Source organism: Paenibacillus sp. FSL P4-0338 (assembly GCF_038002365.1).
GTDB lineage: Bacteria > Bacillota > Bacilli > Paenibacillales > Paenibacillaceae > Paenibacillus_AQ.
The window spans coordinates 5,180,223-5,204,885 of the sequence record NZ_JBBOCG010000001.1 but is presented as its reverse complement, the minus strand read 5'-3'; the positions used below and the strand labels follow the sequence as shown (position 1 = coordinate 5,204,885).

Below are 24,663 nucleotides of genomic sequence, written 5' to 3'. Positions count from 1 at the left end.
TGTGTACGAATCATGTCAGAGAAAAAAGAGTTCTATAAAAGTGTGTATAAAATCGCTGTGCCCGTTACGCTTCAAAGCTTGCTGATGGCGCTGCTCAATTTGACGGATCAATTGATGATCGGGCAGCTTGGAGATGTGGCCATTGCCTCGGTGGGGATATCCACCAAAATATATGGGATCATCGCGGTTGTCTTAGCCGGTTTATCGACGGGTGTATCCATTTATGCTGCCCAGTTTTGGGGGAACAAGGATTCCAAAAGTGTCTCCCAAGTGCTGGGTCTCGGGCTGATCGCCGGTTTCACGTTTTCTTTCCTGTTCTCTGCGGCTGTCTTCATGGATTCGCCGCTCTTTTTGAGCCTGTTCACTACAGACGTGAATGTAATAGATAAGGGGTACATTTTCCTTCAGGTCATGTCGATCGGCTTTGTGCCTGTTATGCTCACGATGATGTATTCCGCGATTTTGCGCAGTACGGGCCATGCCAAATGGCCGATGTATGTAAGTTTAATCTCAGTGGGTTTGAATATTATACTGAATTACGTGCTTATATACGGCCATTTCGGCGCTCCTGCGCTTGGTCTGAAGGGCGCGGCCATTGCTACCCTTATTTCCAGGGTCTTAGAATGCTTGTTGATCATTGGTGCCGTGTACCGATATCGTTTACCGGGAGCTGTCGGGTTAAAGAACTTGTTCATCATTCCTAAACCGCTCATTCGCAAGTTTTTTGGAACGACCTATCCGCTGCTATTGACTGAATTGATCTGGGTATTGGGTGAAACGGTATATGCGATCATATATAGCCGTATGGGGTCAACGGAAATGACTGCGATGACTATTACCTTCCCACTGCAGGGTCTTTGCATCGGCTTATTATCGGGACTGGCCAGTGCAGCAGGAGTAATGGTTGGTAACCGTTTGGGTGCGGACGAAACTGAACTTGCACTCGATCACGCGAAAAGGTTCATTCGCCTTGGCATCATTATCTCTCTGATTGTCGGGGTTATTATTGCGGCAGGTTCGAAGCTGTATGTCTCTGCATTCAATATCTCCGAGGATGCTAAACAAATGAGCATGTATATCGTTATCGTGTTTGCTGGATTTCTTTGGGTCAAGGTGTCAAATATGATTATAGCTGGCGGAATTCTAAATAGCGGGGGAGATAGTAAGTTCGTGTTCACCTTGGAATCGACCACAACGTGGCTGATAGGTGTCCCATCCGGGCTGCTGCTGTCCTATATCTGGAACCAGCCTGTCTACCTTGTGTATCTCGTCATCTCCCTGGAGGAGGTTGTCCGCTTTGGCTTCGGATACGCCCGGATTTACTCCCGCAAGTGGATAAGAAATCTAGTTCATGATGTGGCTGAAAAGGCCATGTAACAGACGACACTGCAATGCGGGTTGACACAAAAGTAATTAGGTGCCATACTATGTGTATGAACAACAACAATAGAAAAATAAATGACATGGAGGCTATTCCCTCCCTTGTACAATCCCAGCGTCAGATTGATCGCTATAACCTGGACATAGACGCACAGGCTATACTCGTCGCATCTAGGCTAATGGCAGCGGGAGCCCAGCTTGGTCAGGCCTCGGAGATTCATTTCTCCAGATTCGGCTTATCAACAGGCCGATATCGTGTATTGGCAGATCTCGAAGATCACGAAGGAGAAGAGTTGCCTTCGCAATTAGCAGAGCATCTAGGCGTTACACGTGCTACAGTGACTGGTCTGATCGACATTCTTGAACGGGATGGCCTAGTATCCAGGCGGTTAAGCTCAGAGGATGGCCGTCAGAAATCGGTTATTTTGACGGAAGAAGGAGCGCAGAAGCTACGTGAAATGGCTCCTGAGCATTTCGCTTGGCTGGAGGCCATGGTGGGCTTACTCAGTATAGACGAGCGCAGCGTATTCCTCGACTTGCTGGGCCGGGTTACACTAGGCATCTCTGCCCTTATGGACGAACCAGGCTCGAAACCAAAATGAAACATCAGTAATGAGTAGAATGGGCTAGTAATGCTAGCCTCTTTTTACTCCTATATAGTTAGGTTCCTAATTATATCTCGCTGAAAGCACTCGACGGAATGATCTCAGAGAAGGAAGGGGTAACGAAATGAACCAGATGAAATACCCGTATCCGCCAGATGATGCTTACGGTATCAAGACGGTGGGTTCCAGAAAAAAGCCCTTTGCACTATGGCGTGAAGTTGTAATGGCCTATGCTGCTCCTGCCATCATGGCAGGTATTGGGGGATTGGTTACTGCTGATAGGGGGCTTCAAATCGGAGCATTGACCACAATTGGCGGTGCATCAGCCTTGATGGCTTTGATGATTGGCCTTATATTGCGCAGCCGGGTGGGTCATATGCGATGGGTCACAGGTGCACCTCACTTGGTTGTGGTAGGAGGGTTCGCAATAGCCGGGTCCTTGTATGGCCTATGCGCGGCATGGGTGACATCTGGTGTACTGGAACTTATGATGCCGGGCCATCACTTGGCCTGGGTCGATCGCGTCTGGATCGATTTCCCGTTGTCTGGATTCATAGCAAGCACGATAGTGACATGGCGGTGGCGTCTTGCCGTTACCACCCATTTGACATCCAAAAGGAGAAGAAAAAAATGATAGTTATTGTGGGAGCAACAGGTACGATAGGCAGTGCGCTGGTGGAACGGTTGGCTGATCTTGGCGTGCCCGTCAGGGCTCTGAGTAGAGAGCCGGAGAAGTTGCGTAAGCAGATCGGAGAAAAGGGCCGATCAGCTATCGAGGTCGTATGGGCAGATGCTGCTGACCCCGAATCGCTGCGCCGCGCATGTACAGGTGCCAGCCAGCTCTTCCTCGCCATGTCCAACAGTCCAAGACAAATTGAATTGGAAACTTCAATCATTCAGATTGCAGGCGAATCTGGAATCGAGCACATCGTGAAAATATCCAGCCCTGCCTTTGAGCAGAGCTCTCCAGTAGCAGTGGCGGGCTGGCATCAAGAAATCGAGCAAGTGCTGAGGGGATCAGGTCTCACCCACACCGTGTTGCGCCCTTATGCATTCATGCAAAACCTAATGCGCTTTGCACCAACGATTACAACCCAAAATGTTTTCTTCGGCTCCATGGGCCATTCACCGTGTAACTTCATTGACTGCCGCGATATCGCAGATGTTGCCGCAGAAGCTTTAACTAACCCTGAGGTATCAGGCCAAATATATACGCTTACAGGTTCAGAGATTTTCAGCTATCCTCAGATCGCGGCTCGGCTATCCGCCCTGCTTAATCGGCCAATAAGTTACATCAATATGGAACCCCAAGAACTACTCCGTAATCTTATCGAGCACGGGCATATGCCTCCTTGGCTTGCGAACCACGTTGTGGAGATTCAAACCATGTCCAGGGTGGTTCCAGAAAGTCCAAATGACACGGTGAGGCGCCTGCTCGGCAGAGAGCCGCGTAAGCTGGAAGCCTTTCTGCATGAGAGTGTGGAGAATTACCGGTAGAGAATGTCAATAACACGGGGTTGTGAAATCACACCGTTTTGGCTAACGTATCAACGATGGTTACAAAAAGGGAGATTAGCAGCTACGAACAACTGTTAATCTCCCTTTTGCAACCCTGCTATTCGCTTACTTCTTTCTCCGTCTGCCGAAAAAAATACTAATATTATGAATAAGGATAGCTATGCTGATTAGCACCAATATATATGAATAATCCGTTTTATCTGCCAGTAAAAGAGACACACCAAACAATGTAAAAGTAATTATAAAACTCAAAGATGTGTTTTGAGGGTTACGGTCTTTTTTGTAGGCTGAGTATATGCTAAAAAACATAAGCCAGGCAATACCAATCACTATAAATATCTTTAAATACATAGGGGATCAAACCTTACTAGTGAATTTTAAAGTTGGGTGATGTAAATGTACGACTTTTGCATATCCATCTTTGCAGTATTAAATTCATTAATAGTTACACCTGCAAGAACTGCCAGGCCTCCTCCCGCAATAAGCCATCCTGCAGAAGACCAGACAAATTCGCTCCCGCAAACCCTGATGATCCAGCTTTGGCTAACATTAGTTCAGAGTACACGTTAAGACTTTGTCTCCAAATGCTTTAATATCCTCCAAGTAGTCGTACCCTGGTGGATTTGGACCTGCTTGATTGTACATTCTAACCGCGACTAGCCGATGTTCAGGAATAACCAAACAGGCAAGATTGGCTTCCCCCCTTGGTCATCAGCATATTCTTCATTTAACCATACTAAATTGTCATCGCTATTCTTACACCAACCTGTCTCAATGAAATTGCAGGGTTTGAAAACATATTGTTGCATAACCTCTGACAGGGGTGCCTCAAATAACTTCCGTATTATTCTAATCAGCATATTGATCCCTATATTGTTATAATTCCAACCCGTTCCTGGCGGGAAAAGAAGTGTTCATATGGATCGGCTGTCGACAGAAGAGATACAAGATCAACAGGAGTTACTGGAGGCGATCACTCTTTATGTTAATAAGTTGGACCTAATGGTTAAAAAAAGCTCGTAAACCTTACTCTCTCTGTATGATTTGAATATAGAACCTCAATATACGTAGAGAGGTTAATCCCATTGGACTTTTTTCAAAGGTAAATTAGCTGATCAAATTTTTTCACTTAATCATTGATTGAAATACCTGCGGCTTTAAAATGTCCTTGAGTTAGAATTTTACCAAATTGAGAAGCGAGTTCCTTTGGGGTATAGGAAAAATCATTTTTAACCCACCACACCACAATACCCATAAAAGTAGATGCGATATATTGGAGTAATAATTCCTTTGAAATCTTCAATGGGGCATCATTCAAGCCGTCCTCCACTGTGTTTTTTATAATTTCCTCCATTTTTGACTGAAAACCATAAATTCTATTCTCATCCACTAACAATGCTTTGTAAAAGGGGATATTGTCCTGGATTTTCTCCAGGATGGTTTGCATTAGTTGTTCAAGCATAGAACCGCTTAACGGAGTTTTGCTGCTTGAGCATTGCTTGAGTGTACTCTTTAGTTCTTCGATTAACTCGTCCATAGATGCATTTAACAAATCGGGTTTGTTCTGATAATGAAGGTAAAAGGTATTCCGGTTAATCATCGCTTTATCGGCAATGTCTTGAATCGTAATTCCTTCGTATCCCTTTTCCGTAAGAAGCTCTATAAACGCTTTTTTGATTGAATGTTTGGAGCGAATGATACGCAAATCGGTTTTTTTGTTCATTAGAACTCATTCCCTTAATTTTTTTGTGAGATATACGACATTTGAGCTGAAATTGCATGTTATCTCTCAAAATCAGAAATATTAAATATTGAATGCTGACCTTTTATTAATCATAATAAACACAAGACAAATATACAACACATTGACCATTATTTATCTTATTGACCATTAATTCTAATTGAAAGGGAGATATCAAATGAAAACTATAGCTATTGTTGGAGCAGGAGCAGGTTTAGGAATGTCCATTGCGAAGAAATTCGGACAAAACTGCTTTCGCGTAGCTCTTATTGCCCGAAATGAAGATAAGCTGAAACAGCTGGTTATTGAATTAGAACAATTGGGAATTGAAGCGGCTCCATTTCAAGCGGACATATTAAATAAAGAAGAAATTGAGAGAGCCTTTGCCGCTGTTAAAGAGAAATACGGATTTATTGATGTTCTTGAATACAGTCCAACGCCGGGCTTCAACACCGTAGCGCCAACATTAGATGTAACCGAAGAAAATGCGTTATACCAATTTCAATTTAATGTTTTAGGTGCGTTATCGAGTGTTCGGCAAGTGCTGCCGGAAATGCTGGCTAAGCAAAGCGGTGCCTTATTATTTACTACTGGAGGCGCTGCAATCCACCCGGTACCGACGATGGGTAATGTCGGAATTGCAGTTTCGGGGCTTCGTAATTATATCTTTAATTTGAACAGCGAATTAGCGGACAAAGGTGTGTATGCGGGTCACCTTTCGATCGTCTGGATGCAGCCGAACTCAGGAGTTCAAGACAAAATCGCTGATATTTGGTACGACATGTACACCAAAAGAGACAGAGTAGAAGAATTTATAACTGAAGACCGGGTGTGAATATGAATATCACCATTTTTGGTGCAAGTGGTGCAATCGGACAGCTGGTAACACGATTAGCTCTAGATCACGGAGATTTTGTTAAGGCATATGTTAGAAACTCCCACAAAATTAGCCTCAAACATCCCAATTTGAGCTTTGTACAAGGGGAACTATCGAATGCTACAACCATTGAGCAGGCTGTTGCTAAATCAGATGTCGTAATCAGCACACTAGGACCAGCATCCGATATGTCACGAAAGCTTAAAGGGACGCCGATTGCAGACGGACATGAGCTGATGATTAGGGCTATGAAGAAGCATAACAAAACAAGGTTAATTACACTTGCGACGCCGGCTTTGCAATCAGATGACGATAAGAAAAACATGTCGACGATACTTCCAGGTGTGATGGCCAAAGTTTTCCTTCCAAACGGTTATGCAGAGATGAAGAAAATGGAAGGAATTATTAAACAATCGAACCTTGATTGGACAGTTGTCCGAATTATTAACCCCAATGTTAAACACAAAGGGCAATCCTATGACTATTCATTCGGAGATCAATCGGCTAAATTATCGGTTTCCAGGGAAAATGTTGCTAATATCATGTACGCTGCCACCCGTGACAACCATATGATTAGAAAAATGCCTATCGTCTACAACAAATAAGCTCCAAAAAGGAGGCTTGGAAATGAAAATCGAGATATGGTCGGATTATGTTTGTCCATTCTGTTATATTGGTAAACGGCGGTTAGAATCTGCACTGGAGCAATTCGCTCATCAGAATGAAGTGGTGATTGAATTTAGAAGCTTTGAACTTAATCCGCAAGCATCATTGTACTCTGGCAAAAATATGCATCAAATGGCCTCTGAGAAACATGGTGTGAGTATCGAGCAAGCGAAAGAGGCAAATGCTAAGCTTGGGCAACAAGCGGCGATGATGGGTCTGGTGTATAATTTCGACGGAATGAAGCCTACCAATACGTTTGATGCTCATCGTCTAACCCAATATGCCAAATCGGTTGGTAAAGATAAGGAATTATCCGAGAAGCTGTTCTATTCGTATTACACGGAAGCCAAGCTGATTAGCGATCATGATACATTAGCAGATATTGCAGAATCCGTTGGAATGAACAGGGACGAGACAAAGGCAGTTCTTCAGGACCCATCCAAATATGCTAACGAAGTGCGTTCAGATGAAGCCACAGCCAAACAGTTAGGAATAACAGGAGCCCCTTTCTTTGTCATTGACAGAAAATATGCAGTTTCCGGCGCACAGCCCGTTGAGATATTCTTAAGCGCCCTTAACCAGGCAGCTCAATAAATAAGCCCCGCAAGAATCATGCACAAGCCACTCGCTTGTGCTTTTTGCCGTAGCTTAAGTTGCAGCTCTTATTTTATGATTAATGGTGCTGAATTTGAGCGGTTATTGAAGCAGGAGGTAAGGATCATTTATGACTGAATTATTAGCGCCAGCAGGCAGTATGGAAGCTTTGAAAGCTGCAATATCCAATGGTTGTGATGCAGTATACTTAGGCATGCAAAAATTTGGTGCACGCGCATACTCCTCTAATTTTGACTTGGAAACGTTAAATGAGGCTGTTACGTATGCGCACCTGAGGGATGTTAAAATCTATGTTGCCATGAATACCATCGTGTTTGAGAACGAAGTGGAAGAGATGAAAGAGCAGATCCGCGAATTAAATGAAATCGGTGTGGATGGCATTATCGTCCAGGACCTGACGGCGTTTGATTATATTGTTAAAAACTTTACTGATCTGGAAGCACATTGTTCCACTCAGATGGGAATTGACGATGTAGACGGAACTTTATTATTCAAAGAACTTGGCGCGAAAAGAGTGGTTCTGTCCCGTGAGGTTAAGATTGAAACAGTCAAAGAGATCAAAAGAGTAGCTGACATCCCTTTAGAAATCTTCGTTCACGGTGCGTTATGTGTATCTTATTCGGGAAACTGTCTAATGTCTGGATTAAGCGGCTTTCGGTGCGCAAATCGCGGAAGATGTGTGGGTTCCTGCCGTAAGGAATACGATCTGATGGATCAGACAACAGGTACATCTTTAGGCAAAAGCTATATTTTATCCACTAAGGACTTGAACACAATTGATTACATTCATGATCTAAAAGAAATCGATTCTTTAAAAATAGAAGGCCGAATGAAAGTGCCTACGTATGTGGCTAATGTGGTATCCAAATATCGTATGGCCTTAGATCATAAAATCACTGAAGCAGATAAAGAAAATCTGAAGAAGACATTCAATCGCACCTTTACCAAAGGATATTTGTTCCACGAGGACCGGAGGAATATTACAAACATCGCAAGACCTAATCACTTTGGTTATGAGATTGGAACCATTAGCAGGGTTGAGAAGGACAGGTATGAAATCACACTTACACGTACTTTAAATCAAAACGACACCATCCGGATCAATCATGACAATGAAGATGTTAATTTGACGGTTGCCAAGCTATACAACAAAGACGGTGACTTAATCAACACAGCAGATGATGTCTGCTATATCAAAGTCAAAGAAAAGATGTCTGCGGGAGATGTAGTCTATAAAACGAAGGATTATTTCTACCACAAGGAATTAGAAGCCTCACTGGAAAAAGAATTTAAGCGGTTTGACCTAGATATTAGCGTATATGCATATCCAGATTCAAAGCTTGTCATAGAGGCGGAGGGCTTTGGTTTTAATTATTCCTATGAAAGTGAGGAAGTATTAGGCGAAGCCATTAATAATCCAACCACCAAAGACCAGGTCATCAAGCAATTCTCCAGATTAAATGATACGATATTCGAACTCAATAAGGTCGATTATGAGGAAGGCAATGCGTTTATTCCAGCCAAGCTGTTAAATGCAGCAAGAAGAGAAATTGTAATGGGCTTATATGACCTAAAGCTTAACAGCCAGCAGAAAAGAACCAAGGCTGCGAAAGCCAAAGAAAAAATAAGCTTTGCCCCTGTACAACCATACCTCACGGCTTCTGTAACGACTAAGGAACAGTATGATGCTTGCGTGAGCTGTGGAATTACGGAAATCTATTTTGACAATGTGGTTAGAAGAAATCAGAACGATTATCAGGAAAAAGAAGGGCAGCTGCTGATCGGAGGATATGGCGGAATTCATCACTACAGAGACACCAATCCGTTCGTTACGGACTATTCTCTAAACGTTATTAATGCAACTAGCTGCTATGAACTATATAAATTAGGGGCCAAGCGAGTCACTTTATCTTATGAAATGAATAAGGGCCAAATTGAAGATGTAATAAATGCCTATGTTGAAGACAATGACGGCTATCCTGCGCTGGAAATGATTGTGTATGGCAAGGCTCCATTGATGTTCACCAAATATTGTCCGATGAGAAAAATGAATCAATGCAGAGTTTGCAGAACGAAAAGCTATGAGTTAAAAGATGAACAAGCAACGTTCCCTATCCTTTCCCATGAGGATTGTACAGCGACTATTCTTAACGGGAAGACGCTTAATCTGCTAGATGAGCTGCCAGACCTCAAAGGAATCGAGGCGCTCCGGTTAAACTTCACAGTTGAATCTAAAGAGCAGGTTGTGAACGTCATTCATATGGCCTCAGGCAAATTAAATGGCTCAATGAATAATGCTGTCTTCAATCAGGAAACAGACACAAGAGGACATTTTAAAAAAGAGATTGTGTAGGTAGGTTGAAAGACAGTCATTCGAAGAAAAGCTCGCAGGAGCCTATATTTACAGCATATCGACGAGAGGAGCAGGGTAGTGACGCTCCGGTCGGAACGATGCGTGAACGGGCTTCTGCGGGTTTATTTGTTCTGGCGATTATTTAGTATTTACTATGTCTTCCTTCGTAAGTCCTTGGTATAGGGTAAGTTTCTCTGCGGCGAGAGAAATCATATAATCAATTTCTTGTCGCTTGGATTCCAGTTCCATCAGATGCTGCTCAAGGATTTCAATCCGCTTTTTTAAAGTAGGACTATAGGTAGAAGGCTTCTCCCCTTGTTGAATTTTATCCATGACACAGCCCTCACGAGTAAATTCTGTAATCTCCTCAAGCGATAAACCCAATTTTTTAAGTTTATTTAGACATTGAATATAGGAAACCTCGCTTTCTTGGTAGACACGTGCCCCTCCATTACTGCGCATGGGTTCATGTAGTACCCCGATTTTTTCATAATAACGGATTGTATAAGGAGTTAGTCCTGTTTGTTCTGACACTTGACTGATGGTGAGCATCGGATTTCTGTTCCTCCTTTATGAAAGCTGATATTGAAAGATATTATACAGCCTTTAGTTAGCTCAAAGCCAATGTGTACATTCGCCCCAGCCTTGTACTGAATAAACTCTTGACTTCCAGTTGACTCTAACTTGTAAGTTAACGTTACTCATTCGAATACAGGAACAAACACTAAAGGGGTGTCATAATGAACAACGAATATTTCACGATTCAACAAGCATCGGAGGGGGTCTGGGGGGCTATTTCGGTTCCCGGCAGCGGTTCTCTGGGGAATGCAGCAATTATTGATCTTGGGGATTTAACCGTGGTAGTGGATACCACCAATCTGCCGCATTCTGCTGCTTTGTTACGTCATACTGCTGAACAATTAACGAACAAACCGGTCAAATACGTAGTGAATACACATTTCCATGGAGATCATGTCAACGGCAATCAGGAATTTATGAGCAGCCAATTGATATCTACTGTGTGGACAAGAGATTTGCTTGCTGATATGGGTGAAGTGAATATAGATGTCATGCAACAAAACATTCGCAAGTTAATAACTAGCCTACAGCATGAACGTTCACAGCACAGAGATCCTCATATGCTCATTGAAATCGATTATGATCTTTCTGTTCAGCATGCGCTGTATGATACGATCCCTTCCCTTCGCAGGGTGGTCCCCACGATAACCTTTGACGATAAACTCGTGATTCGGGGAACAAAGCGAACCATCGAAGTGTTGTCTTACGGAGGCGGTCATTCTTTAAGTGATGCCGTGGTGTACGTTCCAGAGGAGCGAACTTTGATTGCAGGTGATTTGGTATTGACTAAGACCATTCCGGTCATCCCCTACGGTAATCCGTACGCCTGGATACGCATCCTTAAACGCATGCAACAAGATCTCAAGACCGATACTGTCGTTCCGGGTCACGGAGATATCTCTAATTCAGATCGAATCGCAGATGTCATACGCTTTTTGGAGAAAATGATCGCTTATGTTGCTGGAGCTGTAAAAAGCGGACAATCAGAGTCTTACTGGCTGGAGCAAGGTATATTAAAAGGGTATGAGGATTGGCATCTGCCCCAGTATTTCAGATGGAACTTTCGCTGGCTCTTTAACAGTATGCTTGTTCAAAACAATAGATGAGACAACCGGCAACCTTACAATACCAAGTTTAGAGTATATGGTTTGGTCCTGACCAACAAGGTTATTCTCTATTTATATAGTATATTAATTGAGTGAACACAGGGAGGATACCGGGATGAGAATGCCAAGCGACAGCGAACTGACATTGCTATTCGAAGGAGAGGGGCAACAGCTTGAGCAATTTACTTTTGCGTACAGCGTCATTGTATGGAGAAAACATTTTAATCATTAGTCCAAAGTACACGATAAGACTTTGTCTCCAAATGTCTTAATATCCTCCAAGTAGTCGTGGAATTCATTAAATGTTCTAAAATCAATCATAAGGATGACCTTCAGATGAAAATATTATTAGTTGAAGATGATAAGACGATCGCGTCGGGACTGGAATATTCGCTGCAGCAAGAGGGTTATTGGACTGTTCTCTGCCATAATGCCGCTTCAGCCCGAAAGGTGCTCGCCAAAGACATCGATCAGTTCACTTTGTGCCTGTTCGATTTACAGCTTCCAGACGGAACTGGCTATGAATTATGCAAGATGGTGAAGGAACGGCGGGATATTCCGGTCATTTTCTTAACGGTGATTGATGATGAGGTCAATGTCGTTATGGGGCTCGATATGGGAGCCGATGATTACATTACCAAACCTTTTCGGGTTCGCGAGCTTCTCTCCAGGATCAAATCCGTCTTGCGAAGATACCAGAAGCTGTCCCACGCCGGAACAGTCATCGACATTGACAATGTGCGCATCCATACGCTGGAAGGCAAAGTATATAAAAACGGTGACGAAATTTCGCTAACCGCCTTGGAATACCGCTTACTGCTGATCTTTGGCAACCACGTTGGACAGGTCCTCACCAGGAATCAGCTCTTGGAGCAAATCTGGGACGTGGCCGGCGACTTCGTGAATGACAACACGTTAACGGTCTATATCAAAAGGCTAAGGGAAAAGCTGGAGGATAATCCGGAGCAGCCGGCTCTGATCAAAACGGTACGCGGTTTAGGCTATAAGGTTGGTGATTAGATGCTGCGCAATCGGGAAAATCTACTATTATTGCTCGTCATGGGCTCGATCAGCTTATCGGCGATCGTCATTGCTGCTTTCATTTCGTCTATCGCCGCAGCCCTGGTTATTACTGTATCCGTGCTGCTTACCGGCACAGCTGTATTATTCACAAAACGGAGATATTACGAGCTAGAGAAGCTGTCCGTCTATTTGCGGGAAATTAGCAGCGGCCAGACCTCCCTTGACCCTCGCGATAATCAAGAAGGTGAGCTTAGCATCTTAAAGAATGATATTTACAAGGTGACACGCATGCTCTCCGAGCATCGTTCGCTATTGCAGCAGGATAAGCTTCAACTGACCGATGCCATCTCCGATATTTCACATCAACTCAAAACACCGATCACCTCTATGACAGTCATGGCAGATCTGTTAAGCGCCCCTGATCTGCCTCCACTCAAGAGAACGGAGTTCACCCATCATATCCGCATTCAGCTTGAACGGATCGATTGGCTTGTTTCATCCTTATTAAAGCTAGCGAAAATGGATGCGGGAACGATCCCGTTCAAAAAAGTTCGAATACACATGAAAACCCTAATCCAAAAGGCACTGGAGCCGGTTATGATTCCGATGGATATTAAGGGACAGACCGTTTCCATCACAGGGGATGACAACGTCTCATTTGACGGCGATTTCCATTGGACTGCTGAAGCGGTCATCAATATTTTGAAAAATGGAGTGGAGCATACACCTGAGGGCGGTGCGATTACCATCACTTTTTCCGACAACGTGCTATTTACGGAAATTGTTATTACTGACAACGGAGAGGGCATTCCGAAAGAGGATTTGCCTTATATATTCAAACGTTTTTATAAAGGAAAGAATGCTAATGAAGGAAGCATCGGTATAGGGCTAGCGATGGCTCACAGCATCATTGCAAGCCAGAACGGCGTGATTGATGTAACGAGCGACAGCGGGACCGGTACAGAGTTTCGGATCAAATTTTATAAGCATGTCATTTAACAGCACTCCGTAAGTGACTGAACTGTCACCTCCAAAGTCACTGTAAAGTCATTTTAGACAGATAAAATGATATTCATCAGATGAACGATGGAGGTACAACCATGCAAATGCAAATGAAGCAGCAGCGCAAGATTACTTTTTTTATCACGATAAGCTACACCCTTGTTATTCTTTATTTTATGTTTTTTGCTTTCGGCAGAGGGGATACTGTAGATCTAACCAGTCAGTACACCTTTATTTTTTTGCCGGACGATTTTTTTAGGGTGCCGGGTCTTTCCGATCTTCTACATCCGACCGTTATGGACTTGGTAGGTATTGGAAACTTTGCGGCCTTCATACCTTTTGGCATACTGTTTCCGTTGTTATACCGCACCAGCTTTGTTCGCTTCATGACAGGGTTTATCCTATCCATTCTTGTGCTGGAGACCATCCAGGCACTAACATTCCTCGGCAGCTTTGACACGAACGACGTCATAAAGAACTCATTGGGCGCTGCTATTGGATTCGGGGCGTACAAGATTGGCTTCCGCACAAAAAACTACTGGAGAAATATCACTGTTACGGGAATTGCCGGTACTGTCTTAATGCTCGGCGTGTGGGGGACCTTAGGAGTAGTTGATCAAGTGTTCACCAAAGAGCTGGCCCCTTTTGTAGCGATCAACGAATGGAAAGATAGTACCGGAAATCGATTAACTGGAATCAAACAGGACCGTCTTAAGATTGGCGGTCAAGACGTGACACCCCAATATAATGTGTATAGCATCGAAGGTAAAAAGAAGGAAACATATACGTATTCGCTAGACAATAAGGGAGAACTGTATCTTAGCTTGAATTATGGAATTCTTGATCATAAGGATTATCAGGGCAGCCTTAAGGTTACTGTTGACGGGCATGAGCTCCTGTCTGTATCTGCAGAAGATCAGCTCCATGAGCCGGATAATAGGATCCTTCATCTCACCCGGGCTAATGAGCTTAAGATAACCATTGAGGGGAATGAAACCCTTTGGGATGTTGGATATAGAGAGATGGTATATTCTTGGAATTGAGCATCTAAGGAAGGAGGGATGGCAATGGAGATTTTAACCATTGAAAAATTGTCCAAAATATACGGCACAGGCGAATCGGCGGTGAAGGCGCTTGATGATGTTTCCTTTTCGGTCCAAAAAGGTGAATTCGTTGCCATTATCGGACCTTCCGGATCGGGGAAATCGACACTCCTTCATATGCTGGGCGGTGTGGATCGACCGACTGGCGGGAAAGTGTATGTTGAGGATACAGATATATATACCTTGGACGAAACGCAGCTGGCCATCTTCAGACGCAGGCAAATCGGGCTGATCTACCAGTTTTTCAATCTGATTCCCGTCCTGACGGTGGAAGAGAATATTACGCTGCCGCTCTTGCTGGATCAACAAAAGGTAGATCAAAAGCAATTGGCTGATCTTGTGAATACGTTGAATTTGCAGCATCGGTTAAACCATCTGCCGAATCAGCTATCCGGTGGACAGCAGCAGCGTGTCTCGATTGGCAGGGCGATCATCGGCAATCCTGCGATCATGCTGGCCGACGAACCCACCGGGAATCTGGACAGCAGGAATAGCAGCGAGATCGTCGTTTTATTGAAAATGTTGAATAAGACCTATCATCAGACACTGATCGTAATCACGCATGACGAACGGATTGCTCTGCAAGCCGATAGAATCATTTCGATTGAAGATGGGAGGATTGCCAAAAACGAGGTGATCAGGCGATGAATATTGTCAATACATTAACCATCCGGCATCTGAAGCAGAACAAGAGACGGACACTTGTGACTATTTATGGCGTAATTATTTCGGTATCCATGATGACCGCTGTCATTACGCTTATTTTTTCCTTTGCGGATTTAATGATCAGACAAACCATCACAGATACAGGGGAGTGGCATGTTCAGTATCAAGATATAACCAAGAAACAGCTTGCGGCGATACAGGGCGATGATGCCACCAAAACGGTTGCCATCACAAGAGACCTTGGGTATGCCCCATTAGAAGGGGGACAAAATTCCAATAAGCCGTACTTGTTCATTAAGGAATATGATATGCAAGGGTTCACACAATTTCAGATTGAAATAAGCAAGGGACGTCTTCCGCACACGGACAAGGAGGTTGTGATCTCCGAGTCTGTTGCAACAAATGGCAAAGTGAAGTACGAAATCGGCGACCGTCTAACGCTTCGCGTCGGCGACCGATTTGAACAAGGGGGCGATCATCCCCTGGATCAGACGGAACCGCTGCGCAGGAAAGACGGCACATTGACCGAGACATTACAGCATAGCATAATTAGGGATTATACGGTGGTAGGCTTCATAAAACGTCCGGTGTCGGAAACGGCTTGGGCCCCGGCTTATACGATCATTAGCTATGTCGATGATCAAATCATCGGGGGGGACGATCGGGTCGATGCGTCGGTGGTCTTGCAGCAGGTCAATCCGTTCTTGTTCGCACATGCGGAGAAGCTGGCTGAGAAAAACCAAATGGACACTGTCCAATATAATAACGATTTGCTTCGTTATTATGGCTTGTCCAGCAGCGGAGCCTCATCCAGCATGATGTTCTCATTATCGGCAATCATTATAGGGACCATTATCATTGGCTCGGTTGGACTCATCTATAACGCTTTTGCGATATCCGTCTCGGAACGTTCCCGCCATTTAGGGATGCTCGCGAGCGTGGGGGCGACGAAAAGGCAGAAGCGAAATTCCGTATTTTTTGAAGGTATCGTCATTGGTTTGATCAGCATTCCCATTGGCATCTTATGCGGTCTTGCCGGAATCGGAATCACCTTTTCGTTCATGAACACAATGATTGAAGAGGCATTATGGACTAGTGAAAAGCTGAGGCTTATCGTCACGCCGTTATTGCTCTTGATTACTTGTCTTGTTTCGATGCTGACGATTTTCGTTTCGGTGTATCTCCCGGCGGTTAAAGCATCCAGGGTATCTCCCATGGATGCGATTCGCCAAACCACTGACGTAAAGCTTACGGCCAAAGCAGTGAAGACGTCGAAGATCATTCGTAAGCTCTTCGGAATCGAAGCAGAAATCGGGCTGAAAAACTTAAAAAGGAACAAACGAAGATATCATGTTATTCTTTTTTCGCTTGTCATCAGCATCGTTTTGTTTTTGACGATATCGTTTTTCACGACTGGCCTGACACAATCTCTGGCATTGTCGCTGGAAGGCATCAATTACGATATTGAAGTGTCGTCCAGTAATGGCGAAAGACTAGATGACCGGTTGATGCAATCGCTTGTATCTCTGGATGGCGTCACGGAATACAGCGTCAGTCATGAGTTAGTCGCGAACGCTTGGGTCGATGCAGCAAGTATCGCCGACGAGTTGCAAGAGAAGGTTAAGCAGGATAAGAGTATGCTGCAAGACGGGAAATACCCTTACGAAATTAAGCTCTATGCACTGAATGATTCGAGCCTGCAAGCCTATGCCAGAGCGGCTCACGCAGATTACGAACAGCTTACGGATCTGGATCATCCCGCCGCAATCGTGATGGATACGATTCATTACAAAGATATAGATACGGGGAAATATATTCAGACGAAGTCCATCTATGCGAATATCGGACAACCTATCGAGCTAACGAGTTTTATTAAAGCGAGCGGGGAAGAAACGAAGACAAATCAAGTGATAATTGCCGCATTGACGGATAAGGCACCGATGGGGATGAGCCCGGTAGGCGTAGGCGGGTTAAATATGATCGTGTCGGAACGCGTCATGAAGCGGCTGGCAGACGGCGAGGAGCTGGCTAACGCTTCGATGTACCTCCATTTGAAAAGCACGGAACCGGTGAAAACGCAGCAGGAAATTGAAGCGATGAATGAGACCCATCTGAATGTCTACAATGTATATCAATCCAGAATAAGAGAAGAACAACAGATTCTGCTGATGAACGTCTTTTCTTACGGTTTTATCGTATTAATCTCTGCGATTTCCGTTGCGAACATCTTTAATACGATCTCAACAGGGCTGGCTCTTCGCAAACGGGAATTTGCGATGCTGAAATCCGTAGGCGCGACGCCAAAGGGGTTTGTAAAAATGCTGAACTATGAGAGTGTTTTTTATGGGGTCAAGTCGCTCTTGTATGGGCTTCCTGTCAGTTTCGCCGTGATGGTTCTGATCTATAAAGCATTTGCGAACAAATTCAGCTATGGGTTCACCCTGCCCTGGATGAGCATTCTGTCTGTCATTGTGTGTGTATTTGTCATTGTCAGCTCTGCGGTTGTTTATTCCGGAGCTAAAATAAAAAAGGAGAATATTATTGATGCATTAAAGCAAGAGAATATATGATTTACTTGGTATTGCCTTCTACGACGAACATATTCAGCTAGAATTAAAATACCCATCGATGATGGAGCGTAATTCCATTTGACACCCACCCCCAACCAATGCTATTTTTACTCTAGAATATCAAAGGCAATGTAACCTTAGGGTTCAACCTCGCTGAGAAGTGTGGGTTGGGCCTCTTTTGCATTCCGATATAGGGAGGAATATTAGCATGCTGCGGACAGAGTTACTTTTACAAAGACTGGATGAGATTGGGGGGACGCTCGGACGTAAGGGAGGGGCGCTTCTGCTGCTGGGTGTGGGATCGGTGGGGGTGGAGCTGGAGCGGATGGATGAGTATTCGGATTTGGATTTTTTTGTTATTGTGGAAGCAGGACAGAAAAAGAGGTATATTGACCGTCTGGATTGGCTGGAGGATACGTACCCGCTTGCTTATGCTTTTAAAAACTCTGATGTGGGCTGCAAAATCTTGTTTGACGATGGAATTTACGGCGAATACGCGATATTTGAGGAGCGGGAGCTGACCGACGTGTCTTATACGGAGGGCCGGGTGGTGTGGAAGGCTCCGCTGTACAGCAACACGGCTATAGCCAAACCGCGCAGACCGCTGCCGAGTCAAAAGTGTGATTCCTTAGACTTTCCGTTGAACGAAGCGCTAACCAATCTGTACGTGGGGCTGGGCCGTTATGCCAGGGGAGAGCGCCTGTCTGCGGCACGGTTTATTCAGGGCCACGCGATCGACCGGATTTTGTCAGTGCTTCATCTGCTGGAGCCGGAGGTGAATTACTTCCCTGATCCCTTCGGAAATGAGCGCCGTTTAGAGAAGCGGTACCCCGGTTTTGCCGACAAGCTTGCCGGTATGCTGCAGGGATATGATCGTGTACCCGAGTCGGCACTATGCATTTTAGAGTTCATTGAAGCCGTCTATCCGGCCAATCCAAGACTAAGCACAGAGATACGAGACCTGGTTCATAAGCTTACTGCCAGATAAGGAGGAACATACAATGTTGCAAAAAGCAGAGCTGGAGCATAATTAGGGGCATGTCTCAAAATGATCCAAGGATAATCGGTTAACCCATCTTCCAATATAGCTAAAAATGGCGTCACAGGTTCTAACCCTGTGATACTATTTGCTGTTCTATTCACTGTAGCTAATGATTAATTCAAAGTACAAGATAAGACTTTGTCTCCAAATGCCTTAATATCCTCCAAGTAGTCGTACCCTGGTGGATTTGGACCTGCTTGATTATACATTCTAACCGCGACTAAAAGAGCAGGTTGTGAATGTCATTCATATGGCCTCAGGCGAATTAAATGGCTCAATGCATCATGCTGTCTTCAATCAGGAAACAGACACAAGAGGACATTTCAATAAAGAGATTGTGTAGATAGGTTGAAAGAAGGCCGTTCGAAGAAAAGCTCGCAGGAGCCTATATTTCCAGCATATCGACGATAGGAGCAGGGTAGTCCCACTCCGGTCGGGACGATGCGTAAACGGGCTTCTGCGGGTAAGGTTACGGTGAACCGAACTATAAATAGTGGTAAAACTTAGACTTTATGACATTTGATAATCAAAGTAGATGGTATCATTCTTGCCTTTGCACTAGAGTACCATTTACTTGAATTACTGGTATCATTATCATCACATTTTGAATCTTCAATTACTTTGTCAATAACAAATCCAGCATTTATAAGCTCGTTAATAAAAGTGCTTACCTTTCGATATTGCATAACTATCGGTGCGCCCCTCCATGAATCATGTTTTTCAAAACCCTCATTTACATAAGAACGCCTAAACCTTAATTGTTCATCCGCGTATTCAACAACACTATGTACAGGATGTTCCCAGCTAAAGACCAAAGTACCGCCTAACTTTAGGCTTCTATGAATATTGCTTAACGTTTTTTGTAAATTTACTGTCCAACCGAGTGCATATATGGAGACGGCTTTATCAAAGTAGCTATCTGGAAGACCCGGAATATCTTCCATCGGTGATTCAATAAAGGTGACAGGAATATCTAGATTTGAAACAACTTCTTTTGCTGTATTTATTTGTGAGCTGGATAGATCTACGCCCCACAACTCTCGTGCTCCACGTTTAGCGAGGTATTCTAAGGTATGCCCACTACCACAACCCACTTCTAAAATAATGCTATCTTCAATTTGTCCGAGTAAATGTAATTCTTCCTCCGTTGGCGCATAATCACCATAGCCAAGAATATCAAACGAGCCTTCGAAAAATTGATCAGCGACTTTATCCCATCCACTTTTGTTTATTTGTATCATTTCTCTTTGTTCTAGCACTCTCGGTCACCTCATTCATAATTTTAAAGTGCATTTTTAAACGCCAACTGGTCTTCTTTGTAATTGTCACCTCCACATAAATGGTAAGGAACAGCAATAATTGTACCAACACATGCCAAATTAAGGAAAATGTAAAAAATAGCGTTTGTTTTTTTGTTAGCATTAAGCCGAATTGGGTCTGCCTAATGACACTCTAGAAGACTGTCCAATCCATCGTTGACCATGAGCAGCAAGCACCGCATGTAAGTTATTCGGATGTGCCGCCAACACTGTGTAACGCGAGCGTCACGATCATTATTCGTCTAATTGATCAATTATTGTCTGCAAAGTAAATGATAAAAGCGTAATACGATTAGCTGAATGTCGGTTCAGTGTATGGAAGTGTTCTTCACTCTCTTAGACCGCAGGAAATAGGGAATCCAGATTGCAGCGTACAGGAGAGAGCGGGATATATCTGTATAAGAGGTATCATCCGCTATGGAATCAGAAATCGATCTCTGCAATTGGCTGGCCATCAGGGTATCTACTGTATTAATTATGATGTTATATACGATGAATGATATACATATGTATTTAAATAATTTCTTATGTTTGAAACCCAGGTAGAAGATGTACAGGATCATCAGGCACTGAATAGTAATTAATGCCGTTTCTATGACAAGAGTAGGGAGCATCAATGCGCTGTAGTAACTGCTATCAGGGTTTGTGAGAAGCCTATAGCTTTCGGTCCCGAAAAACGAAATATTACCATAGATGTTCAGCACACTTCGTATAAGTGAAAAAATAATGCCAAATACAAAAATCCATAACCACCCTCCAATGCCGGAAGGTGCTGAATGATCAGTGATCGGATCTGAAGTTTCCACAAATACTTCGGAAGCTACGGCGGCCTCCGCGGCAGACGTTGGAACTTTTTTGATAAATAGTGGTTTCATTAATGCTCCAATGGCTCCTCCGATTACACTTGCCAAACCTCCAATGATAATTGATATGAAAATGTTAGCATCCACTGTATAAGTTTTATGTAGAATAAAACCTAATGAGAAGAAGAAGATGCCCATTAAACCTTGTACCATTTCATCACCTCATGATATCCGCAGCAAGTGCGGGAATTTTTATATACTATATCGGTATATTCCATCAATTACTTAAATTAACTCTCAATCTTAAAAAACTCCGAAAACCCTTGGATGTAGTGGGTTTCCGGAGTTCTTTTAACAATATAGAAATGCGTTGCAGTAGATCCCTGTTTCAATTTCAGTAATTTAGAATGTTCGCTACTTGGCAATGATGGGAACCCATAATTCCTGCTCAATTTTAGCTCCTGGAGCCAAAAAATTCTCTATACAAGGGAGATTGGCAAGCTCATATCCAGATGTAGGAAGCCATTCAGTATATAAGCGCTGCCAAGCATTGACGTTATCGTTAGGGAAAACTACATATACAGAGGGAGGAAGAATTAGTTCTTCCATATCGTTCGGTATATTTCCGTCATATCTACACCCCATGAGTAAATCAAAGGTATCCTCTTTAATTGCCGCGTCTTTACCAAAGATACCAAGCAACCCTTCAAGTTGGCACTTTGGATTTTCCCAAGACATGTCTATCAGCCTTTGAAGAAATCCATTTGATTGTGCTATGGCCCACAATTGTGGAACCGTATTAAAAGCATCATCAGTTTTTACCGTTTCCCTTTTAACTGCAAAGCGGAGGTTATAATCAATATTTTCAATTCGATACTCCATCTCAGAGACTCCTTTTATGGTAATCTGAAAGGACATGCGTGGATATGCTTTCAACTGTACATTGCTTTCACGAACGGATGCAGGTGTAATGCCATGCAGTTGGCGAAAGGCTCTCGTAAAAGCATCAGGGGAACTATATCCGTATTTCATAGAAATATCAGTAATCTTTGTACTATGTTTCTGTATTTCAAAAGCCGCCTTAGTAAGCCTTCTACGCCGAACATATTCAGCTAGGGTAACATTGGCTAAAGATGAGAACATTCGTGAAAAATGGAACTCGGAGCAGCAAGCAATTTTTGCAATATAAGAATAGTCAATTTCGTTATCAAGGTTACCTTCTATATAATCAATTGCGCTGTTAAATCTGTTTAACCAATCCATATACTCACCTGCCCTTTCACTAATTACTATACAGCAGCTATCATTGAAATACCCTGCAATGCTTGCCTAAGTTTGCAGGAATATGTTATGTATTTGGAAACGATATTGATTAAGCCATAGAGGTGGAAATTATGAGTTTTGGAGAAAAAGATGCAGTACCCTTTGAACTCCTTAAGCTTGTTGGAGATGACGAGGCTTCATTGATTTGGGTGAATACAGCGAAGACTTATTATCTTAAGGGTAAAAGTGGAGTAAATAAATATTTGAAAATCCAGGAAGCAGGCCATGCTGAATCTTTAGAAAGACAAGCCCAAAGGTTATTGTGGTTATACAATAAGTTACCTGTTCCGGAGGTTATTGATTTCGGTGTGATCGGGAAGTATGAGTATTTATTAACACTTGAATTGCCAGGCGTTCAAGCTTCCGATAAGCAGTATTCTTCAAATACAGAAGAGATAATCTCTTTATTGGCACAAGGTCTTCGGAGAATTCATGAAGTATCAATTGAAGATTGTCCTTTTGATCATTCATTTGAACAGCTGATGAGCACTATTCAGTACAAGTTGAGTGGAGGGATTAAGTATGATTCAACGGAGCTGCACAGAAGATTTGGTGAGGACAATGTTGAAAAGTTGCTGATTGAAGTCAACAATTATTCTCGGGAACTCAAAGAAGATTTAGTATTCACACATGGTGACTACAGTCTGCCAAACATCATCATTGCTGATGATTCTATAAGTGGATTTATTGATCTGGGAAATTGCGGGATTGCAGACCGTTATTACGATTTGGCAGTAGCGGAGAAGAGCATTATCAGAAACTTCGGCGAGCAATGGGTCAAGTTATTCTTTACATCCTATGGAGCTTCAGAAATCGATTATACCAAAATAAGATTCTACCAAGTTGTAGAGCATCTGGTTTGGGCCTGATCAACAAGGTTATTCTCTGTCTATATAGTATTTTAATTGAGTGAACACAAGGAGGATACCGGGATGAGAATGCCAAGCGACAGCGAACTGACATTGCTATTCGAAGGAGATGGGCAACAGCTTGAGCAATTTACTTTTGCGTACAGCGTCATTGTAGATTGGAGAGAAGAGGACGAGGAGATCGTCCGGTTGTTCGGTAAACACCTTCCCGATGAAACGGTCGAGGTGACGTCTACGGACAAAGGACTGGATGTTACCTACAATGGACAACTGCATTCGATTGCGCTTACCTTTACCGGACAAGACCGCTACATCACGATTCGCGGCTTTCAGGAGCTGATCCGGGACAAATATGAAATCCGGCTGTTTGAGGCCTCATATTTTTCGGATACGCACGAATTTTTGATTTTACCGAAGCGGCAGTGGGAAGAGCTGGATGCCCGGTATCCGGTGCGGAGCAGGGAAATATTCCGTGTCATCGATGATGAGCTGGATTTTCCGTAACTTTTACAAGTTGGATGCATCCTACAGGTTTTAGAAAGAAAACGGCCCTTGTCCGCATCGTTTGCGGCAGGGCCGTTTTTCGTTTTTCATACGCTAGCTTCAAATTACTATTCTTGCCATGCATTCATAGGGTTCCATGGCTTGATCTGATTGCCATATTTTTCGGCCAAAAAGGCTTTCATGTTTTCCAGCTTAGCATGCACCTCGTTCCAGGTTGTAACCCTCGTTTGCTTTTCAATAGGATATCCACGGTAACATACAAGCGTTCTGGCTGAATCCAATGAAGGAAGAGTTCTACAAGCACAGTGTCTCGTTATTTGTTAAAGGAATATTATCTCAGTCATAAGCTTTGTGAGTACCCTTTACTAAGGTTGCTGTATATCAATTACTTCAAAAAAATTTCAGGTTGATTCAAAAACACTGACCGTAACTGTCAGTGTTTTTTTTGTATGCTTGTCGTGTGTTAGCCAATAATGGACTGGAGGACAAAAAATGTTTACAAAAATTGAAGAATTCGCTGCGGAATGGACTAGCGAGGCGGAATTAACTGCTACCGTACTGGATGCACTTACGGATGATTCTCTTGGACAGGAGGTTATCGAAGGCCGACGAATGCTGGGAAAAATCGCCTGGCATCTGGTTCAATCGCTGCACTACATGACAACTTTGGGGCTCGCTTTCGAAGCTCCATCCAGAGGCGAAGAAGCTCCGGATTCTGCTGCATTTATAGCTTCGGAGTATCGGCGGATCAGCGAGAATTTGCTGAACGCGGTTCGAACGCAGTGGAATGACGAATCTTTGCGCGAGTCGGTCATGATTGAGAAGGAAGCTTGGCTGAACGGAAGTTCCCTTCGTTATACGATCATGCACCAAGCGCATCATCGCGGACAGATGACCGTTCTCATGCGCCAGGCCGGACTTCGAGTGCCTAATGTGTACGGTCCGACTTACGATACTTGGGTCGAGAAAGGGATAACACCTTTAATCTAAGTTCCTTTA

General features: G+C 43.6%; 23 protein-coding genes and 1 pseudogene. 18 read left to right on the top strand and 6 right to left on the bottom strand.

Features of this window, described 5'->3' with window-relative positions; all coding sequences use genetic code 11:
* The first annotated feature begins 12 nt into the window (after nt 1-12).
* The 4 genes from MKZ07_RS22980 (at nt 13) to MKZ07_RS22965 (ending at nt 3,482) form a co-directional block, all read left to right on the top strand.
* Complete coding sequence (locus tag MKZ07_RS22980; protein WP_076156147.1) at nt 13-1,377, top strand: MATE family efflux transporter; 1,365 nt, start codon at nt 13-15, stop codon at nt 1,375-1,377.
* A 56-nt stretch (nt 1,378-1,433) separates the two neighbouring features.
* On the top strand, nt 1,434-1,982 hold the full coding sequence (locus tag MKZ07_RS22975) for a MarR family winged helix-turn-helix transcriptional regulator (RefSeq protein WP_372238063.1): 549 nt from the start codon (nt 1,434-1,436) through the stop codon (nt 1,980-1,982).
* Between the two features lie 127 nt (nt 1,983-2,109).
* Nucleotides 2,110-2,619, top strand: a complete 510-nt coding sequence (locus MKZ07_RS22970; RefSeq protein WP_036699997.1) for a hypothetical protein — start codon at nt 2,110-2,112, stop codon at nt 2,617-2,619.
* The gene (locus MKZ07_RS22965) at nt 2,616-3,482 is read left to right on the top strand and encodes an SDR family oxidoreductase (RefSeq protein WP_076156150.1); all 867 of its coding nucleotides are present in this window, start codon (nt 2,616-2,618) and stop codon (nt 3,480-3,482) included. Before MKZ07_RS22970 ends, MKZ07_RS22965 begins: the two co-directional genes overlap by 4 nt.
* A gap of 677 nt (nt 3,483-4,159) precedes the next feature.
* Here MKZ07_RS22965 and MKZ07_RS33645 read toward each other — a convergent pair.
* Together MKZ07_RS33645 and MKZ07_RS22960 are read right to left on the bottom strand one after the other, a co-directional pair.
* Nucleotides 4,160-4,402, bottom strand: a pseudogene (locus MKZ07_RS33645) (serine hydrolase); the annotation flags it as partial.
* A gap of 230 nt (nt 4,403-4,632) precedes the next feature.
* Nucleotides 4,633-5,226 carry a TetR/AcrR family transcriptional regulator gene (locus MKZ07_RS22960; protein ID WP_341027676.1) on the bottom strand — a complete coding sequence of 198 codons (594 nt, stop codon included), beginning with the start codon at nt 5,224-5,226 and terminating at the stop codon, nt 4,633-4,635.
* 196 nt (nt 5,227-5,422) lie between these two features.
* Between MKZ07_RS22960 and MKZ07_RS22955 the strand changes: the two genes are divergently transcribed.
* From MKZ07_RS22955 to MKZ07_RS22940, 4 genes are all read left to right on the top strand, one after another.
* The gene (locus MKZ07_RS22955) at nt 5,423-6,079 is read left to right on the top strand and encodes an SDR family NAD(P)-dependent oxidoreductase (protein ID WP_341027674.1); all 657 of its coding nucleotides are present in this window, start codon (nt 5,423-5,425) and stop codon (nt 6,077-6,079) included.
* A 2-nt stretch (nt 6,080-6,081) separates the two neighbouring features.
* A complete protein-coding gene (locus MKZ07_RS22950) occupies nt 6,082-6,726 on the top strand; it encodes an NAD(P)-dependent oxidoreductase (protein WP_036699986.1) in 645 nt (214 codons plus the stop codon).
* Between the two features lie 22 nt (nt 6,727-6,748).
* Nucleotides 6,749-7,381, top strand: coding sequence for a DsbA family oxidoreductase (locus MKZ07_RS22945; protein WP_063829069.1), 633 nt, complete (start codon nt 6,749-6,751; stop codon nt 7,379-7,381).
* Between the two features lie 130 nt (nt 7,382-7,511).
* On the top strand, nt 7,512-9,755 hold the full coding sequence (locus tag MKZ07_RS22940) for a U32 family peptidase (protein WP_341027672.1): 2,244 nt from the start codon (nt 7,512-7,514) through the stop codon (nt 9,753-9,755).
* Nucleotides 9,756-9,893: 138 nt separating this feature from the next.
* Here MKZ07_RS22940 and MKZ07_RS22935 read toward each other — a convergent pair whose 3' ends face one another.
* Complete coding sequence (locus MKZ07_RS22935; protein ID WP_341027670.1) at nt 9,894-10,307, bottom strand: MerR family transcriptional regulator; 414 nt, start codon at nt 10,305-10,307, stop codon at nt 9,894-9,896.
* A gap of 188 nt (nt 10,308-10,495) precedes the next feature.
* Here MKZ07_RS22935 and MKZ07_RS22930 point away from each other — a divergent pair, with 188 nt between their 5' ends.
* The 7 genes from MKZ07_RS22930 to MKZ07_RS22900 all read left to right on the top strand — a co-directional run bounded on the left by MKZ07_RS22930 (nt 10,496) and on the right by MKZ07_RS22900 (nt 18,792).
* Nucleotides 10,496-11,440, top strand: coding sequence for an MBL fold metallo-hydrolase (locus MKZ07_RS22930; protein WP_341027668.1), 945 nt, complete (start codon nt 10,496-10,498; stop codon nt 11,438-11,440).
* Nucleotides 11,441-11,776: 336 nt separating this feature from the next.
* Nucleotides 11,777-12,460 carry a response regulator transcription factor gene (locus tag MKZ07_RS22925; RefSeq protein WP_036699977.1) on the top strand — a complete coding sequence of 228 codons (684 nt, stop codon included), beginning with the start codon at nt 11,777-11,779 and terminating at the stop codon, nt 12,458-12,460.
* Complete coding sequence (locus MKZ07_RS22920; RefSeq protein WP_036699974.1) at nt 12,461-13,462, top strand: sensor histidine kinase; 1,002 nt, start codon at nt 12,461-12,463, stop codon at nt 13,460-13,462. It abuts the gene before it with no gap.
* A gap of 107 nt (nt 13,463-13,569) precedes the next feature.
* Nucleotides 13,570-14,508 carry a VanZ family protein gene (locus tag MKZ07_RS22915; RefSeq protein WP_341028087.1) on the top strand — a complete coding sequence of 313 codons (939 nt, stop codon included), beginning with the start codon at nt 13,570-13,572 and terminating at the stop codon, nt 14,506-14,508.
* A 24-nt stretch (nt 14,509-14,532) separates the two neighbouring features.
* Nucleotides 14,533-15,216: an ABC transporter ATP-binding protein gene (locus MKZ07_RS22910; RefSeq protein WP_036699971.1), complete on the top strand. Its 684-nt coding sequence runs from the start codon at nt 14,533-14,535 to the stop codon at nt 15,214-15,216.
* The gene (locus tag MKZ07_RS22905; RefSeq protein WP_341027664.1) at nt 15,213-17,804 is read left to right on the top strand and encodes an FtsX-like permease family protein; all 2,592 of its coding nucleotides are present in this window, start codon (nt 15,213-15,215) and stop codon (nt 17,802-17,804) included. The genes MKZ07_RS22910 and MKZ07_RS22905 overlap by 4 nt, the downstream gene beginning before the upstream one ends.
* A 208-nt stretch (nt 17,805-18,012) precedes the next feature.
* Nucleotides 18,013-18,792 (top strand): hypothetical protein, encoded by a 780-nt coding sequence (locus MKZ07_RS22900; protein ID WP_036699964.1) that lies wholly within the window; start codon nt 18,013-18,015, stop codon nt 18,790-18,792.
* A gap of 557 nt (nt 18,793-19,349) precedes the next feature.
* Here MKZ07_RS22900 and MKZ07_RS22895 read toward each other — a convergent pair.
* The 3 genes from MKZ07_RS22895 to MKZ07_RS22885 form a co-directional block, all read right to left on the bottom strand.
* Nucleotides 19,350-20,105: a class I SAM-dependent methyltransferase gene (locus MKZ07_RS22895; RefSeq protein ID WP_051493981.1), complete on the bottom strand. Its 756-nt coding sequence runs from the start codon at nt 20,103-20,105 to the stop codon at nt 19,350-19,352.
* A gap of 368 nt (nt 20,106-20,473) precedes the next feature.
* Nucleotides 20,474-21,181: a DUF2569 domain-containing protein gene (locus MKZ07_RS22890; RefSeq protein WP_036699962.1), complete on the bottom strand. Its 708-nt coding sequence runs from the start codon at nt 21,179-21,181 to the stop codon at nt 20,474-20,476.
* A 201-nt stretch (nt 21,182-21,382) separates the two neighbouring features.
* A complete protein-coding gene (locus tag MKZ07_RS22885; RefSeq protein WP_036699960.1) occupies nt 21,383-22,231 on the bottom strand; it encodes an AraC family transcriptional regulator in 849 nt (282 codons plus the stop codon).
* Nucleotides 22,232-22,362: 131 nt separating this feature from the next.
* Here MKZ07_RS22885 and MKZ07_RS22880 point away from each other — a divergent pair, with 131 nt between their 5' ends.
* The 3 genes from MKZ07_RS22880 (at nt 22,363) to MKZ07_RS22870 (ending at nt 24,654) form a co-directional block, all read left to right on the top strand.
* The gene (locus MKZ07_RS22880) at nt 22,363-23,160 is read left to right on the top strand and encodes an APH(3') family aminoglycoside O-phosphotransferase (protein WP_036699958.1); all 798 of its coding nucleotides are present in this window, start codon (nt 22,363-22,365) and stop codon (nt 23,158-23,160) included.
* Between the two features lie 63 nt (nt 23,161-23,223).
* Nucleotides 23,224-23,664 carry a hypothetical protein gene (locus tag MKZ07_RS22875; protein ID WP_036699956.1) on the top strand — a complete coding sequence of 147 codons (441 nt, stop codon included), beginning with the start codon at nt 23,224-23,226 and terminating at the stop codon, nt 23,662-23,664.
* Nucleotides 23,665-24,156: 492 nt separating this feature from the next.
* The gene (locus MKZ07_RS22870; RefSeq protein ID WP_341027659.1) at nt 24,157-24,654 is read left to right on the top strand and encodes a DinB family protein; all 498 of its coding nucleotides are present in this window, start codon (nt 24,157-24,159) and stop codon (nt 24,652-24,654) included.
* The last annotated feature ends 9 nt before the right edge of the window (nt 24,655-24,663 follow it).

Coding starts and splice junctions, on each gene's coding strand:
- MKZ07_RS22980 (WP_076156147.1), top strand. CDS start 13: ATGTCAGAGAAAAAAGAGTTCTATAAAAGTGTGTATAAAATCGCTGTG.
- MKZ07_RS22975 (WP_372238063.1), top strand. CDS start 1,434: ATGAACAACAACAATAGAAAAATAAATGACATGGAGGCTATTCCCTCC.
- MKZ07_RS22970 (WP_036699997.1), top strand. CDS start 2,110: ATGAACCAGATGAAATACCCGTATCCGCCAGATGATGCTTACGGTATC.
- MKZ07_RS22965 (WP_076156150.1), top strand. CDS start 2,616: ATGATAGTTATTGTGGGAGCAACAGGTACGATAGGCAGTGCGCTGGTG.
- MKZ07_RS22960 (WP_341027676.1), bottom strand. CDS start 5,226: ATGAACAAAAAAACCGATTTGCGTATCATTCGCTCCAAACATTCAATC.
- MKZ07_RS22955 (WP_341027674.1), top strand. CDS start 5,423: ATGAAAACTATAGCTATTGTTGGAGCAGGAGCAGGTTTAGGAATGTCC.
- MKZ07_RS22950 (WP_036699986.1), top strand. CDS start 6,082: ATGAATATCACCATTTTTGGTGCAAGTGGTGCAATCGGACAGCTGGTA.
- MKZ07_RS22945 (WP_063829069.1), top strand. CDS start 6,749: ATGAAAATCGAGATATGGTCGGATTATGTTTGTCCATTCTGTTATATT.
- MKZ07_RS22940 (WP_341027672.1), top strand. CDS start 7,512: ATGACTGAATTATTAGCGCCAGCAGGCAGTATGGAAGCTTTGAAAGCT.
- MKZ07_RS22935 (WP_341027670.1), bottom strand. CDS start 10,307: ATGCTCACCATCAGTCAAGTGTCAGAACAAACAGGACTAACTCCTTAT.
- MKZ07_RS22930 (WP_341027668.1), top strand. CDS start 10,496: ATGAACAACGAATATTTCACGATTCAACAAGCATCGGAGGGGGTCTGG.
- MKZ07_RS22925 (WP_036699977.1), top strand. CDS start 11,777: ATGAAAATATTATTAGTTGAAGATGATAAGACGATCGCGTCGGGACTG.
- MKZ07_RS22920 (WP_036699974.1), top strand. CDS start 12,461: ATGCTGCGCAATCGGGAAAATCTACTATTATTGCTCGTCATGGGCTCG.
- MKZ07_RS22915 (WP_341028087.1), top strand. CDS start 13,570: ATGCAAATGAAGCAGCAGCGCAAGATTACTTTTTTTATCACGATAAGC.
- MKZ07_RS22910 (WP_036699971.1), top strand. CDS start 14,533: ATGGAGATTTTAACCATTGAAAAATTGTCCAAAATATACGGCACAGGC.
- MKZ07_RS22905 (WP_341027664.1), top strand. CDS start 15,213: ATGAATATTGTCAATACATTAACCATCCGGCATCTGAAGCAGAACAAG.
- MKZ07_RS22900 (WP_036699964.1), top strand. CDS start 18,013: ATGCTGCGGACAGAGTTACTTTTACAAAGACTGGATGAGATTGGGGGG.
- MKZ07_RS22890 (WP_036699962.1), bottom strand. CDS start 21,181: ATGGTACAAGGTTTAATGGGCATCTTCTTCTTCTCATTAGGTTTTATT.
- MKZ07_RS22885 (WP_036699960.1), bottom strand. CDS start 22,231: ATGGATTGGTTAAACAGATTTAACAGCGCAATTGATTATATAGAAGGT.
- MKZ07_RS22880 (WP_036699958.1), top strand. CDS start 22,363: ATGAGTTTTGGAGAAAAAGATGCAGTACCCTTTGAACTCCTTAAGCTT.
- MKZ07_RS22875 (WP_036699956.1), top strand. CDS start 23,224: ATGAGAATGCCAAGCGACAGCGAACTGACATTGCTATTCGAAGGAGAT.
- MKZ07_RS22870 (WP_341027659.1), top strand. CDS start 24,157: ATGTTTACAAAAATTGAAGAATTCGCTGCGGAATGGACTAGCGAGGCG.